Consider the following 17,871-nt stretch of genomic DNA (forward strand, 5'->3'; position numbering starts at 1 on the left):
TCTTCGCACCCGCGGTCCGCGTCCGCCGGGTGGCTCCCCACCGACCTGAACGGATTCCTCATGCCCACCTCCCGCTCCACGACGTCGGCCCCGGCCGGGGCCGACGCGTCTCCCACGGAGAGCGGCAAGCCGCTCATCGTGCTGACGCAGCGCACCGTCTGGCTGATCTTCGGCGCGCTCATGGCCTCGATGTTCCTGTCCTCGCTCGACCAGTCGATCGTCGGCACCGCGATGCCGACCATCGTCGGCGAGCTGCACGGGGTCGAGCACCAGGGCTGGGTCATCACGGCCTACATCCTGGCGATCGCGATCGTCATGCCCCTCTACGGCAAGTTCGGCGACCTGTGGGGCCGTCGCTGGCCGTTCCTCGTCGCGATCGGCCTGTTCACGATCGCCTCAGCGGGGGCGGGCTTCGCCCAGACGTTCCCCGAGCTCGTCGCGTGGCGCGCCGTCCAGGGGCTCGGCGGCGGTGGCCTCATGATCCTGTCGCAGGCCATCATCGCGGACATCGTCCCGGCCAAGGACCGCGGCAAGTACATGGGCCCCATGGGTGCCCTGTTCGGCATCGCGGCCGTGATCGGCCCGCTGCTCGGCGGCTGGTTCACCGAGGGACCGGGCTGGCGCTGGGCCTTCTGGATCAACGTCCCGATCGGCATCGCGGCGTTCCTCGTCGCATGGTTCACGCTCAAGCTCCCGAGCCACCGTTCGGGACGCAAGATCGACGTCGCGGGCATCTTCTTCCTCGTCGTCGGGACGTCCGGGATCGTCCTGCTCACGAGCTGGGAGTCGCTGACCTCCAGCCGGGGCTACGACTGGTCCGACCCCAAGCTCCTGGCCATGGTCGCCGCGACCCTCGCGTCGATCGTCCTGTTCATCGTGGTCGAGCGGCGTGCGGAGGAGCCCCTCCTGCCGCTGCACCTCTTCAAGAACCGCACGTTCACCATCGCGACGCTCATCGGCCTCGTGCTCGGCATGGGCATGTTCTCCGCGCTGGCGTTCCTGCCGACGTTCCTGCAGATGTCGACCGGTGCGGGCGTGACCGAGTCCGGCTTCCTCATGCTCCCCATGATGGTCGGTGTCATGCTCACGGCGATCGGGTCCGGGTTCGCGATCACCAAGACGGGCCGCTACAAGATCTACCCCGTCGCGGGCCTCGCGATCACGACCGCGGGCATCATCTGGCTCACGACGATCACGGGCGACATGTCCATGGTCCTGTTCGGCGCCATGATCTTCGTGATGGGTGCCGGCATGGGGCTCGTCATGCAGACCATCGTGCTGGCCGTCCAGAACTCCGTGGACCCCCACGAGATCGGGACCGCGACGAGCGCGAACAACTTCTTCCGCGAGATCGGTGCAGCCGTGGGCACCGCGCTCTTCAGCACGATCTTCACGACGCGGCTGTCGGCCAACCTCGCGGAGGTCATCCCCGGCGGCGCGGCCACGGGTGGGGGAGAGGCGTCGAGCCTGACCCCTGCCGCGGTCCAGGCCCTCCCGGAGCCCGTCAAGACGGGCGTGATCGACGCCTTCACGAACGCTCTCGCCCCGGCGTTCTGGTACCTTGTCCCGCTCGTCGTCGTCGGCTTCGTGCTCGCGCTGTTCCTCAAGGAGGTCAAGCTCTCGGGCGAGGCCGGCATGGTCGCTCGCGGCGAGGCGATCGCCGACCCGAAGGGTGAGCTCGTCGAAGGCGCGCCGGACGCCCCGGTGCGCGACGCCGTCGGGCCGGACGGGGCGAGCATCCCCGCGGAGGACGACCCGACGGGCGCCTCCGCCGGCAGCACGCGCCGGTAAACTGAGCCGCGTGAGCTCCACCATCGAACCGGCCGACAAGCCGGCAGAGCAGGCCCGGCCCGCCGCGTCCGCCGCCCCCTCGGGCGAGGACGCGGCGGGCCCGCCCCGCATCAAGGCCAAGAAGTCCGCGAAGATCCAGTTCACGTCGACGACGCTGCTGCTCGAGGCCTTCCTCGTGCTGTTCGCGACCCTCGTCGCGTACGGGCTGCGGACCGTGCCCTACGCGTGGCCGGACCGGATGCAGGTGCCCTCGGGCCCGGCGATCTGGATCGTGGGCGGGACGCTCATGGTCGTGCTGATCCTGCTCAGCCGCATGGTCGGCGGGCCGGGCGGGTACGTCGCGGGCTCGGTCGTGCAGCTCCCCGTGATCGCGTGCGGCTTCGCGGTGCCGCTGATGTTCCTGGTCGGAGGCATCTTCGTGGTCCTGTGGATCGTGTCGCTGCGTCTCGGCGGACGGATCGACCGCGAGCGCGCCGCGTACGACGCCGAGCACCCGGAGACCGCACCGAACATGTGAGCGCGGCCGGTAGGGTCGTGCGCATGACTGATGTTGCAGCCCCCGTCGTCGCCGACGCGCTCTCCGAGACCATCGAGCGCACCCTCGTCCTCGTCAAGCCCGACGGCGTCCGTCGCGGCCTGTCGGGAGAGATCCTCCGCCGCGTCGAGGCCAAGGGGTACACCCTGGCCGCCGTCCAGCTCCTGGACGCCACCCCTGAGCTCCTCGCGGCGCACTACGCCGAGCACGAGGGCAAGCCGTTCTTCGCCCCGCTCGTCGACTTCATGCTCTCCGGCCCGATCCTCGCGGTCGTCGCCGAGGGGCAGGGCGTCATCCCGGGCTTCCGCTCGCTGGCCGGCACGACCGACCCGACGGCAGCCGCCCCCGGCACCATCCGTGGTGACCTGGGCCGCGACTGGGGCCTGAAGGTCCAGCAGAACCTGGTCCACGGCTCGGACTCCCCGGAGTCCGCGGCCCGCGAGATCGCGCTCTGGTTCCCCGGTCTCTGAGCACCACCCGCACCACCTGCAGGCGCCCCCGTCGACGGACGGGGGCGCCTGTCTGCACCGGCGTGGAGCACGGGGAGGGGCGACGGTGGGGGCGCAGGTCGTGGCTGGCCTGGCGGGAGGTCGCGAGGGACGAGCGGCCGGACGGAAGTACCGGGCCCCCACCCTCGTCCTTGCCCTCAGCCCCACCACCTCCCCGTCTCACCCGCAGATCCGCACTAGGCTCTGACCCGTGCACCTCAAGACCCTGACCCTCCGCGGGTTCAAGTCGTTCGCGTCGGCGACGACCCTGCGCTTCGAGCCCGGGGTGACGTGCGTCGTCGGGCCGAACGGTTCGGGCAAGTCGAACGTGGTCGACGCCCTGTCCTGGGTCATGGGCGAGCAGGGCGCCAAGTCGTTGCGCGGCGGCAAGATGGAGGACGTCATCTTCGCGGGCACGGCGGGACGCCCGCCGCTCGGCCGCGCAGAGGTGTCGTTGACGATCGACAACACGGACGGCGCGCTGCCGATCGACTACTCCGAGGTGACGATCTCCCGGACGCTGTTCCGCAACGGCGGGTCGGAGTACGCGATCAACGGGTCGTCGTGCCGGTTGCTGGACATCCAGGAGCTCCTCTCGGACTCGGGCATCGGGCGCGAGATGCACGTGATCGTCGGGCAGGGGCAGCTCGACGCGGTGCTGCGGGCGACGCCCGAGGAGCGTCGCGGCTTCATCGAGGAGGCCGCGGGGGTCCTCAAGCACCGCAAGCGCAAGGAGAAGGCGCTGCGCAAGCTCGACGCGATGCAGGCGAACCTCACGCGGCTCGGGGACCTGACGGCGGAGATCCGGCGCCAGCTGGGGCCCCTGGGCCGGCAGGCGCAGATCGCGCGCAAGGCGCAGGTCGTGCAGCGCGACCTGCGCGACGCGCGGGCGCGCCTGCTCGCGGACGACCTCGCGCAGCTCACGGCGACGCTCGAGCAGGAGATCGCGGACGAGTCGGCGCTGCGGGCGCGCCAGGCCGAGGTCGAGCGGTCGCTCGCCGCGGCCCGCGAGGCGCTGGGGTCGTTGGAGACGCAGGCTGCAGAGGCCGCCCCGGCCCTGGCCCAGGCGAGCGACGTCTGGTACCGGTTGTCGTCGCTCAAGGAACGCCTGGGCGGGACCCGCACGCTGGCCTCGGAGCGCCTGCGCCTGCTGGGGCGTCCGGAGACGGTCCAGCGGGGCCAGGACCCGAACGACCTCGACGCGCAGGCGGCCCGCGCCCGCGCCGCCGAGCAGGAGCTCGAGTCGGAGGTGGCGGTCGCACGGGCGACGCTCGAGTCGGCCGTGGCGGAGCGGACCGCGGTCGAGGCGCAGGCGCAGACGGCGGAGCGGGCGCTCGCGACGCTGCTGCGCGGTGCGGCGGACCGTCGCGAGGGACTGGCCCGGCTGGCGGGCCAGGTCGCGGCGCGCCGGTCCCGCGTCGAGGCCACCGAGGCCGAGATCGGGCGTCTGCGGGAGAGCCTCGCGGAGACCGAGCGGCGCGGGAACCAGGCGAACGTCGAGTTCGCGTCCCTCGAGACGCAGGTCGTGGGCGTCGAGGAGGGCGAGGAGGGCCTGGACGCCGAGCACGAGGAGGCGGCCGACGCCGTCGAGCGGACCGGGGCCGTCGTCACCGGGCTCCGCGCCGAGGAGCAGACCGCCGACCGTGACCGGGCGACGTGGAGCGCGCGCGTCGAGGCGCTCGAGATGAGCCTGGTCCGCAAGGACGGCGCGGGCGCGCTGCTGGCGGCTGACGGCGTGGCCGCGCTCGGGTCGTTGGCGGCGCTGCTGAGCATCGACGCGGGGTACGAGGACGCGATCGCGGCGGCGCTCGGTCCGGCCGCGGACGCCGTCGCGGTCGAGAGTCTCGAGGCAGCGGTCGACGCGCTGCGTCACCTGCGGCAGGAGGACGCGGGGCGGGCGAGCCTCGTGGTCGGCGGCGGCGCGCGTCCGTCGTCGGACGTGGGGGAGCGCACCCCCCTGCCCGACGGCGCCGCGTGGGCCGTGCGGGTCGTCACGCCTGCGCGCTCGGTCGCCGCGGCGGTCGAGCTCCTGCTCGACGGCGTCGTCGTCGTCGAGGACCTGGCGCAGGCGCGAGCGCTCGTGACGGCGTCGCCGCACGTCACCGCCGTGACCAAGGGCGGGGACCTGCTCGGGGCGCACAGCGCCTGGGGCGGCTCGGCGACCGCGCCGAGCGTGCTGCACCTGCAGGCGGCCCTGGACGAGGCCCAGGCGGCCCGGGACGACGCGGTCGCCCGCGGTGAGCGGACCCGGTTCGCGCTCGTCGGGGCGCTCGAGGAGGCCGAGGAGGCGCAGCAGCGCTACGACGCGACCCTGGAGCGGCTCAACGAGTCCGACGCCGCGCTGGCCGCCGTCGCCGAGCAGCTCGGGCACCTGGGGGCCACGGCCCGCGCGGCGGCGGCGGAGTCGGCTCGCGTCCGGGCCAACCTGGAGCGGGCGCAGGCCACGTTGGTCGCCGAGCAGGCCGAGCTCGCGGGGCTGGTCGTGCGGCACGACGAGGCCGAGGCGGCTCCGGAGCAGACCGAGGAGTCCGTCGCGACGGCCACCGCCGCGCGCGACGAGGCGAACGCCCTCGCGACGGCGACCCGTGCGGCAGAGACCGAGGCCCGTCTCGCGCTGCGGACGAGCGAGGAACGGGCGCGAGCCCTGACGGGACGCGCGCAGTCGCTGGCCCGGGCTGCCGCGACCGAGCGCGCGGCGCGCGAGCGGGCTGCGGCACGGGAGGCCGCCCGCGTGCGCCAGGCGGGCCGTGCTGAGGCCGTGCGCGACGGGGCCGAGGTGGCGCTGGCGGCGATCGACCGCTCGCTCGGACGGGCAGGTGACGAACGGGCCGCGGCCGAGGCGGCACGCGGCGAGCTGGACGCCGCCGTGACCGCTCGCCGGGCCGAGGTCGACGCGCTCGCCGGCCAGCTCCGTGAGCTCACCGACGTGGCGCACCGCGACGAGGTCGCCCGGACCCAGCAGCAGCTGCGGATCGAGCAGCTCCAGGAGCGCAGCGTCACCGAGCTCGGGCTGGACCCGGAGGTCCTGCTCGACGAGTTCGGCCCCGACCGCCCGGTCCCCGTGCTCGCCGAGGACGGCACGGTCCGCGAGGACGAGGACGGTGATCCCGTGACCGAGCCCTACGTGCGGGCGGCGCAGGAGAAGCGGCTGCGGTCCGCCGAGCGCGCCCTGGGGCAGCTCGGGAAGGTCAACCCGCTCGCGCTCGAGGAGTTCGCCGCGCTCGAGGAGCGGCACACGTTCCTCACGACCCAGCTCGCGGACCTCAAGAAGTCCCGGGCGGACCTGCTGGAGATCGTCCGCGAGATCGACGAGCGCGTCGAGCAGGTCTTCACCGAGGCGTACCACGACACCGCGGAGCAGTTCGTGCACGTGTTCGGACGGATGTTCCCGGGGGGTGAGGGGCGCCTGGTCCTGACCGACCCCGAGAACATGCTCACGACCGGTATCGAGGTCGAGGCCCGCCCGGCGGGCAAGAAGGTCAAGCGGTTGTCGCTGCTGTCCGGCGGCGAGCGCTCGCTGACCGCGGTCGCGCTCCTCGTCGCGATCTTCAAGGCCCGCCCGAGCCCGTTCTACGTCATGGACGAGGTCGAGGCCGCGCTCGACGACGTGAACCTGGGTCGCCTGCTCGAGATCTTCCGCGAGCTCCAGGAGGACTCGCAGCTCATCGTCATCACGCACCAGAAGCGGACGATGGAGATCGCGGACGCGCTGTACGGGGTCACGATGCGCGGGGACGGCGTGACCACCGTCATCAGCCAGCGGCTGCGTGACGAGGTCGGTGTGTGACGGACCTCTCGGATGGCGTCGCGCACCACCCCTCCCGCCGACCGGAGGGTGCAGGACCCGACGATCCGCACGATCCTGCGGGTTCCATGGTGTGAAGATGCTGTATCGATCCGCGGACTCGCCGGTCTCGTTCAGGGCTCGCCCGGTCGTCCCGGTGATACTTGTCGGATGCTCTGGATGTTCGTGTTCCTCGGGATCGCGCTCGTGGCGGCCGTCGTGGTCTTCCTGTTCGCGAGCGTCGTCACGCGCATCGACGACCGCAACGAGCAGCAGGGCCCCCCGGTCGGAATCCGCGGATTCTGGCGTGACTTCCGCTCGGGTCTGTCGAGCTGGCGCCGCAGGTCTGCCGACGACCGCGCTGCCGCGGCGTCCGCGGCACCCGTCGACACGGGCATGGAGGAGTTCTTCGCGGCGACGGAGGTCGCCGACCCCGCGTACATGGACGCCGACGAGATCACCGACGTCCTGCACCGCGCCCGGGAGCGGGCCGCGCACACGCTGCACGGCGCCACGGCGCGGCGCCCGCACACCGGAACCGTGCGCTCGGTCCCTGCGACCCCGCCGCCTGGGCCCACCGCCCACCAGGACTGAGTCGGTCTCGTCGCCCGCACGTCGCGCGCGGATTTGAGAGACTTCGACGGTGAACGATCTCCTCTGGCTCTGGATCACCCTCGCCGTCCTCGTCGTCGTCTCGGTCGGCCTCGTCGGTTTCCGCCGTCGCTCCGGGACGCGCGCGACCCTCCCGCCGCCCACCACGGGCACGACCCTGGACTCCGCGGAGGAGTCCGCCCAGGTGCCGGAGCGAGGGGGCGTGGCCACGGCAGAGGCTCCGACGGACCTCGAGGCCCCGCCCGCCGTCGAGGTACCCGAGGCCGTCGGTGGCCGCCTCGCCAGGCTGCGCGGTCGCCTGGCCCGGTCGGGGTCGCCGCTGGGCTCCAAGCTGCTCGCGGTGCTCTCGCGCGACCACCTGACCGAGGACGACTGGGACGAGCTCGAGGAGACGCTTCTCCTCGCCGACGTCGGGGCCGGCCCTGCGGGCGAGCTCATCGAGTCGCTCCGCACCCGCGTCCGGGTCCTGGGCGTCCGTGACCCGGCGAGCGTGCGCGAGCTGCTCCGCGAGGAGCTCGTCGCGCTCGTCGACCCGAGCCTCGACCGCTCCCTCGCCACGGCCCCGCAGACGGCCGAGGACGGGACCCGGCTCCCCGCCGTCGTGCTCGTCGTCGGGGTGAACGGCACGGGCAAGACGACGACCGTGGGCAAGCTCGCGCGCGTCCTGGTCGCGGAGGACCGCACCGTCGTGCTCGGCGCGGCCGACACGTTCCGGGCCGCCGCGGCCGACCAGCTCGAGACCTGGGGCGCCCGCGTCGGTGTGCGCACGGTGCGCTCCGACCGGGACGGTGCCGACCCGGCGGCCGTCGCGTTCGACGCCGTCCGCACGGGCCGCACGGAAGGCGTCGACGTGGTGCTCGTCGACACGGCCGGCCGTCTCCAGAACAAGGCGGGCCTCATGGACGAGCTGGGCAAGATCCGGCGCGTCATCACCAAGGAGGCGCCGCTCTCGGAGGTGCTCCTGGTCCTCGACGCCACGACGGGGCAGAACGGCCTCAACCAGGCGCGGGTCTTCGGCGAGATCGCCGGGGTCACGGGCATCGTGCTGACCAAGCTCGACGGCACCGCCAAGGGCGGGATCGTCGTCGCGGTCCAGCGCGAGCTGGGCGTGCCGGTCAAGCTCGTGGGCCTGGGCGAGGGGCCCGACGACCTGGCGCCGTTCGACCCGCAGGAGTTCGTCGACGGGCTCCTGGGCGACTGACCTCGCCGGGGGCGACCGCGTCCCGGGGGCAGGCGGCTCCCGGGACGGCCCGTCATCGACCGGGAAACGCAACGTTTACACACGAGTGCTCCCCGTTACACCTCCGTCACCCCGCGAGCGTCGCGGGGAAACCCCGCTGTCCGACTCTTGACCTGTCCGGCCGCCCGGCTGGCGAGGTGAGAGGCGACAGCGCATGCCATTCGAACTTGACACTGGAAACACGGCCTGGCTCCTGACGTCGGCCGCTCTGGTGCTGCTGATGACCCCGGCCCTGGCGTTCTTCTACGGCGGCATGGTCCGCGGCAAGAGCGTCCTGAACATGATGATGATGAGCTTCGGCGCGATCGCCGTCGTCGGGATCATCTGGGTCCTGTGGGGCTACTCGATGACCTTCGGGTCCGACGTGGCGGGCATCTTCGGCAACCCGACCGAGTTCTTCGGTCTGGCCCCCCTGACCGACGACGCGAACAGCCTCCTGGCAGGCAGCGGCGTCCCGGCCCTCGTGGCGGCAGGGTTCCAGGCCACCTTCGCGATCATCACGGTCGCCCTGATCAGCGGTGCGATCGCCGACCGTGCGCGCTTCGGCGCCTGGCTGGTCTTCGCGGGCGTCTGGGTCACGCTGGTCTACTTCCCGCTCGCCCACATGGTGTGGGGCGGAGGCATCCTCGGCGCCGGGGAGAACGGCATCGCCGCCGCGATCTACGGGGTGACCGACGGGATCGCCAACGTGGCCCCCATCGACTTCGCCGGTGGCACGGTCGTCCACATCAACGCCGGTGTCGCGGGCCTGGTGCTCGCGCTGATCATCGGCAAGCGCAAGGGCTTCGGCAAGGAGCCCATGCGTCCGCACAACCTCCCGTTCGTGATGCTGGGCGCAGCGCTCCTGTGGTTCGGCTGGTTCGGCTTCAACGCCGGTTCCGCGGGTGCTGCGAACGAGGTCGCCGGCCTGGCCTGGATCAACACCACGGTCGCGACGTGCGCCGCGATGGGTGCCTGGCTGCTGACCGAGCGGCTGCGTGACGGTCACGCGACCAGCCTGGGCGCTGCGTCGGGAGTCGTCGCGGGTCTCGTCGCCATCACGCCGGCGGCCGCCGCCGTCAACCCGATCGGCGCGATCGCCCTGGGTGTCGTCGCCGGCGTCCTGTGCGCCCTCGCGGTCGGCCTCAAGTACCGCTTCGGCTACGACGACTCGCTCGACGTGGTCGGGGTCCACCTCGTCGGCGGCCTGGTCGGCACGGTCCTGATCGGCCTGCTCGGCACGGACACGGGCCTGCTCTACGGCGGCGGGATCGACCAGCTGGTGATCCAGGTCGTCATCGCGCTGGCCGCCGTGGTCTTCTCCGGTGTGCTCACGTTCGTCATCGGGTTCGTCATCAAGGTGACGATGGGCTGGCGGATCAGCGAGGAGGCCGAGGTCGGCGGTATCGACCTGGCAGAGCACGGAGAGACCGCATACGAGACCATCGCGCAGGGTCGTGTCATCCAGGAGGTCAGGGCATGAAGCTCGTCACAGGAATCATCCAGCCGCACCGTCTCGACGACGTGAAGTCGGCGCTCGAGGCCGCAGGGGTCCGCGGCATGACCGTCAGCGAGGCCAGCGGCTACGGCCGGCAGAAGGGCCACACCGAGGTCTACCGCGGTGCCGAGTACACCGTGGACCTGGTCCCGAAGGTCCGCGTCGAGATCCTCGTGGACGACGAGGACGCGGCGACGGTCACGGAGGTCGTCGTCAAGGCGGCCCAGACGGGCCGGATCGGCGACGGGAAGGTGTGGACCATCACGGTCGACGACGTCGCACGGGTCCGGACGGGCGAGCACGGCGCGGGCGCCCTCTAGGACGGTCCGCACGGGCCGCATGGGCGGGCGGCACGAACGGTGGAGACGGCGCGACGCGGGTGACGGAGGCAGAGCCGAGATGACCGGTACGGCAGATGCAGGAAGCGCCCGCGACACCGACGAACCGACGGAGGCCCCGCACCCCCCGGGGGTGCGGGGCCTCCGGGCCGAGATGCTCGAGGTGGCCCGGGGGCTCAGCGGACCGGGAAGCTCGGGGGTGGCACGACGGTCGGCGGTCTGCACCCTGGTGACCGACCGGCTGCGGGCGCTGTGGGACGAGGCGACCGCGGGCGAGAGCGTCGAGGGGATCGCGCTCGCCGCGGTCGGGAGCCTCGGCCGTGCGGACATGGGTCCGGTGAGCGACCTGGACCTCGTGCTCGTGCACGACGGGCGCGGCCACTCGGCCGAGCAGGTCACGGCGGTCGCCGAACGGCTCTGGTACCCCCTGTGGGACGCAGGGGTGGACCTCGACCACGCGGTGCGCTCGTTGTCGCAGTGCCGCCAGGTCGCGTCCAAGGACGTGCCCGCGGCCGTGGGCTGGCTCGACGTGCGAGCCGTCGCGGGGGACGCGCTCGTGGTCCACCGGGCCGCGTCGGCGGTCCTCACGGACTGGCGGTCGGCCTCACGGCGCCGGCTGCCCGAGCTGCTGTCCTCGATCAAGGAGCGGGCCGAGCGGTCGGGGGAGCTCGCGTACCTGATCGAGCCCGACCTCAAGGACGCGCGCGGCGGCATCCGGGACGCCGTGGTCCTGTCGGCGCTCGCGGCGACGTGGCTCACGGACCGTCCGCACGGGACGGTCGACCGCGCGTACGCGCACCTGCTCGACGTGCGCGACGCGGTCCAGGTCGTCACGGGTCGGCACACGAACCGGCTCCTGCTCGCGGACCTCGACGAGGTCGCGGCCATGAGCGGCTACGACGACCCCGACGAGCTCCTGGCGAGCCTCGCGGAGGCGGGCCGGGAGATCTCCTACGCCCTCGACACCACGGTCCGGCGGGCGCGCCAGGCGCTCCAGCGGCCGAGCGTCGCGCGGCGTCCGGTCCTGGTGCGGGGACGTCGTGCGGCGCCCCGGCTGCGGTCGGTCGGCGACGGGCTCGTCGAGCACGACGGCGAGCTGGTCCTCGCGATCGACGCGCACCCCGAGACCGACCCCCTGCTCGCGCTGCGCGCTGCGGCGACCGCGGCCCGCACGGGCCTGACCCTGTCGCCGGTGTCCGTGAGCAGCCTCGCGCACTGCCCGCCCCTGCCCGAGCCGTGGCCTGCTCTGGCACGGTCGGCATTCCTCTCTCTCCTGGGCAGCGGGCCCGCGCAGGTCGCGGTGTGGGAGGCGCTCGACCTCGTGGGGGTCGTGACGGCCTGGATCCCGGAGTGGGCCGGGGTCCGCAACCGCCCGCAGCGCGCGGCGATCCACCGGCACACGGTCGACCGTCATCTGGTCGAGACCGTCGCGCGGGCAGCCCGGGACCGCAGGACCGTCGAGCGGGGCGACCTCCTGCTGCTCTCGGCGCTCTTCCACGACATCGGCAAGCGCCGTGGCGCGCAGGACCACTCGGAGGAGGGGGCGCGCCTCGTCCCGGGCATCCTGCGCCGCATGGGCTTCGGGGACGGGGTGCCCGACGACGTCGCGCGCCTCGTGCGTCATCACCTCACGTTGTCGCGGCTCGCCGTCTCGGCGGACCCGGACGACCCGGCGACGATCGCGGAGCTCGCCGCCGCCGTCGGGCACCGCCGCGACCTGCTCGACGTGCTGCGCGCGCTGACCGAGGCCGACTCCTCCTCGCTCGGACCGGCGGGCTGGACCGCGTGGCGCGCGCGCCTCGTGGACGACCTGACGGCCGCGACCCGGGCGACCCTGCCCGAAGGGCCGTCCCCGACCGGTAGGCTGGGGACTTCCCTGATTCACGAGCGGTAAGGATGACGCGGTGTTCGCCACGCTGTCAGATCGATTGACGTCGACCTTCAAGAACCTGCGGAGCAAGGGCCGTCTCTCCGAGGCGGACATCGACGCCACGATCCGTGAGATCCGGCGCGCGCTCCTCGACGCGGACGTCGCTGTGCCCGTCGTCAAGGACTTCACCGGTGCCATCCGGGACAGAGCCCTGTCGGCCGAGGTCTCCGGCGCGCTCAACCCTGCCCAGCAGGTCGTCAAGATCGTCAACGAGGAGCTCGTCGCGATCCTCGGCGGTGAGAGCCGCGGCCTGCGCCTGGCGAAGAACCCGCCGACCGTCATCATGCTCGCGGGCCTCCAGGGCGCCGGCAAGACGACCCTGGCGGGCAAGCTCGCGCTGCACCTGCGCGAGCAGGGGCACACACCGCTGCTCGTCGCGGCGGACCTCCAGCGCCCCAACGCGGTCAACCAGCTCTCGGTCGTGGGCGAGCGGGCCGGCGTGCCGGTCTACGCCCCGCTGCCGGGCAACCAGGGGTCGGAGGGCGAGTCGGGCACGAGCGTCGGCGACCCGGTCCAGGTCGCCCGCGACGGTGTGGAGACCGCGCGCCAGCGCCAGCACGACGTCGTGATCGTCGACACCGCAGGCCGCCTCGGCGTCGACGCCGAGCTCATGCGCCAGGCCGCGGACATCCGCGACGCCGTGAACCCCGACGAGATCCTCTTCGTCATCGACGCGATGATCGGTCAGGACGCCGTCGCGACGGCCAAGGCCTTCGAGGAGGGCGTCGACTTCACGGGCGTCGTCCTGTCGAAGCTCGACGGCGACGCCCGCGGTGGTGCCGCGCTGTCGGTCGCGCGCGTCACGGGCCGTCCGATCCTCTTCGCGTCGACCGGTGAGAAGCTCACCGACTTCGAGGCGTTCCACCCCGACCGCATGGCGTCGCGCATCCTCGACATGGGTGACGTGCTCACGCTCATCGAGCAGGCCGAGAAGGCGTTCGACGCCGACGAGGCCGCGAAGATGGCCGAGAAGGTCGCCAGCGGGCAGGACTTCACGCTCGCGGACTTCCTCGTCCAGATGCAGCAGATGAAGAACATGGGCTCCATGAAGAAGATGCTCGGCATGCTGCCGGGCATGGGGCAGATGCGTGAGGCGCTCGACAACTTCGACGAGCGCGAGGTCGACCGCATCGAGGCGATCATCCGCTCGATGACGCCGGGTGAGCGCGACAACCCCAAGATCATCAACGGGTCGCGACGTGCTCGCATCGCGCGAGGATCGGGCGTCACGACGAGCGACGTCAACCAGCTGCTCGACCGGTTCGCGGGCGCGCAGAAGATGATGCGCCAGATGAGCCGTGGCGGCGGCATGCCCGGCATGCCCGGCATGGGGAACCTGCCCGGCATGGGCGGCAAGAAGGCCCGCGGCCGTGTGGCACCGCCGCCCAAGGGGCGCAAGGCGAAGTCGGGCAACCCGGCCAAGCGCGCCGCGGAGGAGGCAGCCCGTCAGGCCCGTGCCCTCGGTGGTCCCGTGGCGCCACCGGCCGCCCCCGGTGCTGCGTTCGGCGCCCTGGGCGGTGCCAAGAGCGCGCAGAAGTCGCCCGACCCGGCTGATCTCCAGCTCCCGCCCGACCTGGAGAAGTTCCTGGGGCGCTAGCGCGCTAGGTTATGTCCTGCAGGTCACGGTGGCCCTCACCGTGACCTCCCTCCGTCCGTCCCGCCCCCGGTCCGTCAGGGGTCGGGCGAGCCCGACCGCCCGAGAACTGGGAGTCCGATGTCCGCGCTCGAAGGCCCCTCGCTGCACCTCCGGGGGCACATCCTCCTGGGAGACGACCGTGAGGTGTCCGACCTCTGGGTCAAGGACGGTCACGTCACGCTGACGCGGCCCTCGGCGCAGGGCACCAACATGCTGGCTCTCGAGGGATGGGTCCTGCCCGGCCTCGTCGACGTCCACTGCCACGTGGGCCTCGGCAAGGACGGCGCGGTCGACAACGCCACCGCCCAGGCGCAGGCGATCGCGGACCGCGACAGCGGTGCGCTCCTCCTGCGCGACGCCGGCTCGCCCCTGGACACGCGGTGGGTCCGGTCGCGGCGCGACCTGCCCCGTCTCGTGCGGGCCGGACGGCACATCGCGCGGCCCAAGCGCTACCTGCGCGGCTACGGCCTCGAGCTCGACGACGTCGCGCAGCTCCCGGACGCCGTGCGGCAGGAGGCGCGGGCCGGGGACGGCTGGGTCAAGCTCGTGGGCGACTGGATCGACCGCGACCTGGGCACCGACGGCGACCTGCGACCGCTGTGGCCCCAGGACGTGCTGACCGAGGCCGTGGCCGTCGCGCACGCCGAGGCCGCGCGGGTCACGGTGCACGCGTTCTCGAGCGAGGTCGTCCCGTCGCTGCTCGCCGCCGGGGTCGACTGCATCGAGCACGGCACGGGTATCCACCCCGACGACATGTACACGTTGTCCGAGCGCGGCATCGCCGTGACGCCCACGCTCCTGCAGATCAACGAGTTCGAGAACATCGCCCGCCAGGCCGACGCGAAGTACCCGCTCTTCGCGGCGCGCCTGCGCGACCTGCACGAGCGCCGCTACGAGCAGGTCCGCCAGCTCCACGAGGCGGGCATCCAGCTCCTCGTCGGCACGGACGCCGGCGGGACCATCGGCCACGGCCGGATCGCCGACGAGTGTGCCGAGATGGTCGCCGCCGGGGTCCCGGTCGCCGACGTGGTCGCTGCCGCGAGCTGGCAGGGACGCGAGTTCCTCGGGTACGGGGGACTCGTCGAGGGGTCGAGCGCGGACCTGATCGTGTACCCGGCGGACCCGCGGGAGAACATCGAGGTGCTGCGGCACCCGACTGCGGTGATCCTGCGCGGGGAGATCGTGGCGCCGCTCTGAGACGTGCGTCGCCTTCGTCGACGGGCGGTGGGCGTGGTCGCGGAGGATTTGTGGCGCCGCTCTGAGACGTGCGTCGCCTTCGTCGACGGGCGGTGGGCGTGGTCGCGGAGGATTTGTGGCGCCGCTCTGAGACGTGCGTCGCCTTCGTCGACGGGCGGTGGGCGTGGTCGCGGAGGGCTCGTGGCGCCGCTCTCGCCGTCCCGTCGCGCGATGTTGGTCGGGGCGTGCCGGATCTGGCACAATAGCCGGGTACTCGGCGTGCCCGGCCCCTCTCTCCGCGCAACGCCGTGTCCCGACACCGTGCTCACCTGGTCCCCACCGGGAGGACGCACGGGTCACCTCACCCAGAACCAGGAGAGACCACCACAGTGGCCACCAAGATTCGTTTGAAGCGCCTCGGCAAGATCCGTGCGCCGTACTACCGTGTCGTCGTCGCGGACTCGCGCACCAAGCGTGACGGTCGCGTCATCGAGGAGATCGGCAAGTACCACCCGACCGAGGAGCCGTCGCTCATCGACATCTCCTCCGAGCGTGCGCAGTACTGGCTGAGCGTCGGCGCACAGCCGACCGAGCAGGTTCTCGTGCTCCTCAAGATCACGGGTGACTGGCAGAAGTTCAAGGGCCTGCCGGGTGCCGAGGGCACCCTGCGCGTCAAGGGCGAGAAGGTCGACCCGGCCGCCGCCATCGAGGCCGCCGCCAAGGACGCCGAGAAGGTCAAGGCGAAGGCTGCCGAGAAGAAGGCTGCTGCGCCGGTCGAGACCGAGTCCGCTGACGCGGCTGAGGCAGCCGAAGAGCAGGCCTGATGCTCGGCGAGGCGCTCGAGCACCTGGTGCGCGGCATCGTGGACAACCCGGACGCCGTCCGGGTCAACGCGAAGCCGCTGCGTCGGGGCGAGCTGCTCGAGGTCCGGGTCCACCCCGAGGACCTCGGTCGCGTCATCGGCCGCGGCGGGCGGACGGCCCGTGCCCTGCGCACGGTGATCGGAGCCCTGTCGGTCGACGGTCCGGTGCGTGTCGACGTCGTCGACGTCGACCGCCGCTGACGACGGCTGAGCGCAAGCCGAACCACAGCACGAACGTGACGGTCGGTCCGCCGACCGCACGCCGACGAGGCCCGGTCCCCCTCAGGGTGGACCGGGCCTCGTCGTCTGCCCAACACCTGCCGCTGACCGCTCGGCGCCGTCTCGGCACCCGCCGACGGGGCGCGGTCAGGACGTGCGTCCGCGCCCCACGGGTGACACCGTGGGAGCTCCCGGTCGCGGGCTCCGGCACGACCCACGCACGACGAGCACGAACACGACGAGAAGGAGCACACGATGCAGCTCACGGTGGCCCGTATCGGCCGCGCCCACGGACTGCGCGGCGAGGTCGCGCTGGACATGCGCACCGACAACCCCGAGGCGCGTCTCGTCGTCGGGTCCACGATCGACACCGAGCCCGCCGAGGCGGGACCGCTGACGATAGAGCGCGCGCGGCTGCACCAGGGCAAGTGGCTCGTGACGTTCGCGGGCGTGGCCGACCGCTCGGCGGCCGAGCGCATGCGTGGCATCACGCTCGTCGTCGAGGCCGACGTCTCCGACGAGGAGGACGCCTGGTACCCGCACGAGCTCGTGGGGCTGCGCGCCGAGCTCGAGGACGGCACGGTCGTGGGAGAGGTCCTGGGGCTCGAGCATCTCCCGGCGCACGACCTGCTCGTGCTCAAGGAGACCGACGGCACACGCACGCTCGTTCCGTTCGTGCACGCGATCGTGCCCGTCGTCGACGTGCCGGGCGGGCGGGTCGTGCTCGACCCGCCGGGTGGCCTCCTGGCGCGCGACGCCGACCTGCTCGAGGTCGCCGAGCCGACGCCGGGCTCCGGCGACGACACGACCGACGACACGACCGACGGGACGAACGACTGACGTGCGCATCGACATCGTCTCGATCTTCCCGGAGTACCTCGCGGCCCTGGACCTCTCGCTCGTGGGCAAGGCGCGCGTCGCTGGTCTGCTCGACCTGCGCGTCCACGACCTGCGCGACTGGACCACCGACCGCCACCGGACGGTCGACGACACGCCCTTCGGCGGGGGAGCGGGCATGGTCATGCGCCCCGACGTCTGGGGGCAGGCCATCGACGAGCTGACCGCGACCGGACCCGCGCACCTGGTGGTGCCGACGCCGTCGGGCGCGACGTTCACCCAGCGCACCGCGGAAGCGCTGGCGACCGAGGACCAGCTCGTCTTCGCGTGCGGGCGCTACGAGGGGATCGACGCTCGCGTGGCCGAGCACTACCGCGCCGCCGGGCACCGCGTGAGCGAGCTCTCGATCGGCGACTACGTGCTCAACGGGGGGGAGGTCGCCTCGCTCGTCATGGTCGAGGCCGTCGCCCGCCTGCTGCCCGGGGTGATCGGCAACCCGGAGTCGCTCGTCGAGGAGTCCCACGGCGCGGCCGGCCTCCTGGAGTACCCCGTGTACACCAAGCCCCCCGTCTGGTCGGACCTCGAGGTGCCCGACGTGCTGCTCTCGGGGCACCACGCGAAGATCCGTCGCTGGCGCCGCGACCGGGCCCTCGAGAAGACCTCCGCCCGCCGACCCGACCTGATCGCGGCGCTCGACGCGAGCACCCTCGACAAGCACGACCGGGCGTTCCTCGCCTCGCTCGGCTGGGAGGTGCGCGGGGGAGCCCTGCACCGAGCCCCGGGCAGCGCCGAACCCGTCCCCGGAGCCACTGTCGGCGGTGTGGCAGAATAGACCCTTGGTGTGCGCCGGTCGGGCCTCTGCCACAGGGGAAGCCCACCGCACGTCCGCGTGCGCGACCGATCACATGCGAGCACCACCCACGTACTGAACCGGACCCACCTCGCG

The 17,871-nt window shown here is 72.7% G+C and carries 15 protein-coding genes; all 15 read left to right on the plus strand.

Features of this window, described 5'->3' with window-relative positions:
* Window positions 1-60 precede the first annotated feature (60 nt).
* The 15 genes from WFH32_RS01955 (at window position 61) to trmD (ending at window position 17,757) form a co-directional block, all read left to right on the plus strand.
* Window positions 61-1,791: an MDR family MFS transporter gene (locus tag WFH32_RS01955; RefSeq protein WP_336706053.1), complete on the plus strand. Its 1,731-nt coding sequence runs from the start codon at window positions 61-63 to the stop codon at window positions 1,789-1,791.
* Window positions 1,792-1,801: 10 nt separating this feature from the next.
* Window positions 1,802-2,308, plus strand: coding sequence for a DUF4233 domain-containing protein (locus tag WFH32_RS01960; RefSeq protein ID WP_336706054.1), 507 nt, complete (start codon window positions 1,802-1,804; stop codon window positions 2,306-2,308).
* 23 nt (window positions 2,309-2,331) lie between these two features.
* Window positions 2,332-2,796 (plus strand): nucleoside-diphosphate kinase, encoded by a 465-nt coding sequence (gene ndk, locus WFH32_RS01965; protein ID WP_138824817.1) that lies wholly within the window; start codon window positions 2,332-2,334, stop codon window positions 2,794-2,796.
* Window positions 2,797-3,025: 229 nt separating this feature from the next.
* Window positions 3,026-6,601 (plus strand): chromosome segregation protein SMC, encoded by a 3,576-nt coding sequence (gene smc / locus WFH32_RS01970; RefSeq protein WP_336706057.1) that lies wholly within the window; start codon window positions 3,026-3,028, stop codon window positions 6,599-6,601.
* A gap of 168 nt (window positions 6,602-6,769) precedes the next feature.
* On the plus strand, window positions 6,770-7,192 hold the full coding sequence (locus WFH32_RS01975; RefSeq protein ID WP_191797307.1) for a hypothetical protein: 423 nt from the start codon (window positions 6,770-6,772) through the stop codon (window positions 7,190-7,192).
* A gap of 49 nt (window positions 7,193-7,241) precedes the next feature.
* A complete protein-coding gene (ftsY, locus tag WFH32_RS01980) occupies window positions 7,242-8,411 on the plus strand; it encodes a signal recognition particle-docking protein FtsY (protein WP_336706058.1) in 1,170 nt (389 codons plus the stop codon).
* Between the two features lie 193 nt (window positions 8,412-8,604).
* Entirely contained in the window at window positions 8,605-9,912 is a 1,308-nt protein-coding gene (locus WFH32_RS01985; protein WP_191797311.1) for an ammonium transporter, read from the plus strand.
* Window positions 9,909-10,247, plus strand: a complete 339-nt coding sequence (locus WFH32_RS01990) for a P-II family nitrogen regulator (RefSeq protein WP_191797313.1) — start codon at window positions 9,909-9,911, stop codon at window positions 10,245-10,247. Before WFH32_RS01985 ends, WFH32_RS01990 begins: the two co-directional genes overlap by 4 nt.
* Window positions 10,248-10,326: 79 nt before the next feature.
* Complete coding sequence (locus WFH32_RS01995; protein WP_336706059.1) at window positions 10,327-12,159, plus strand: [protein-PII] uridylyltransferase; 1,833 nt, start codon at window positions 10,327-10,329, stop codon at window positions 12,157-12,159.
* A 10-nt stretch (window positions 12,160-12,169) separates the two neighbouring features.
* On the plus strand, window positions 12,170-13,792 hold the full coding sequence (gene ffh / locus WFH32_RS02000) for a signal recognition particle protein (RefSeq protein WP_138824811.1): 1,623 nt from the start codon (window positions 12,170-12,172) through the stop codon (window positions 13,790-13,792).
* Window positions 13,793-13,909: 117 nt separating this feature from the next.
* Complete coding sequence (locus tag WFH32_RS02005; protein WP_336706060.1) at window positions 13,910-15,028, plus strand: amidohydrolase family protein; 1,119 nt, start codon at window positions 13,910-13,912, stop codon at window positions 15,026-15,028.
* A gap of 368 nt (window positions 15,029-15,396) precedes the next feature.
* Window positions 15,397-15,831: a 30S ribosomal protein S16 gene (gene rpsP / locus WFH32_RS02010; protein WP_030150614.1), complete on the plus strand. Its 435-nt coding sequence runs from the start codon at window positions 15,397-15,399 to the stop codon at window positions 15,829-15,831.
* Window positions 15,831-16,070, plus strand: coding sequence for an RNA-binding protein (locus WFH32_RS02015; RefSeq protein ID WP_030150613.1), 240 nt, complete (start codon window positions 15,831-15,833; stop codon window positions 16,068-16,070). Before rpsP ends, WFH32_RS02015 begins: the two co-directional genes overlap by 1 nt.
* A gap of 273 nt (window positions 16,071-16,343) precedes the next feature.
* On the plus strand, window positions 16,344-16,928 hold the full coding sequence (gene rimM / locus WFH32_RS02020; RefSeq protein WP_336706062.1) for a ribosome maturation factor RimM: 585 nt from the start codon (window positions 16,344-16,346) through the stop codon (window positions 16,926-16,928).
* A gap of 1 nt (window position 16,929) precedes the next feature.
* Window positions 16,930-17,757 carry a tRNA (guanosine(37)-N1)-methyltransferase TrmD gene (gene trmD, locus WFH32_RS02025; protein ID WP_191798096.1) on the plus strand — a complete coding sequence of 276 codons (828 nt, stop codon included), beginning with the start codon at window positions 16,930-16,932 and terminating at the stop codon, window positions 17,755-17,757.
* Window positions 17,758-17,871 lie beyond the last annotated feature (114 nt).

The sequence above is a fragment of the Oerskovia sp. USHLN155 genome, from assembly GCF_037145535.1.
GTDB lineage: Bacteria > Actinomycetota > Actinomycetes > Actinomycetales > Cellulomonadaceae > Oerskovia > Oerskovia rustica.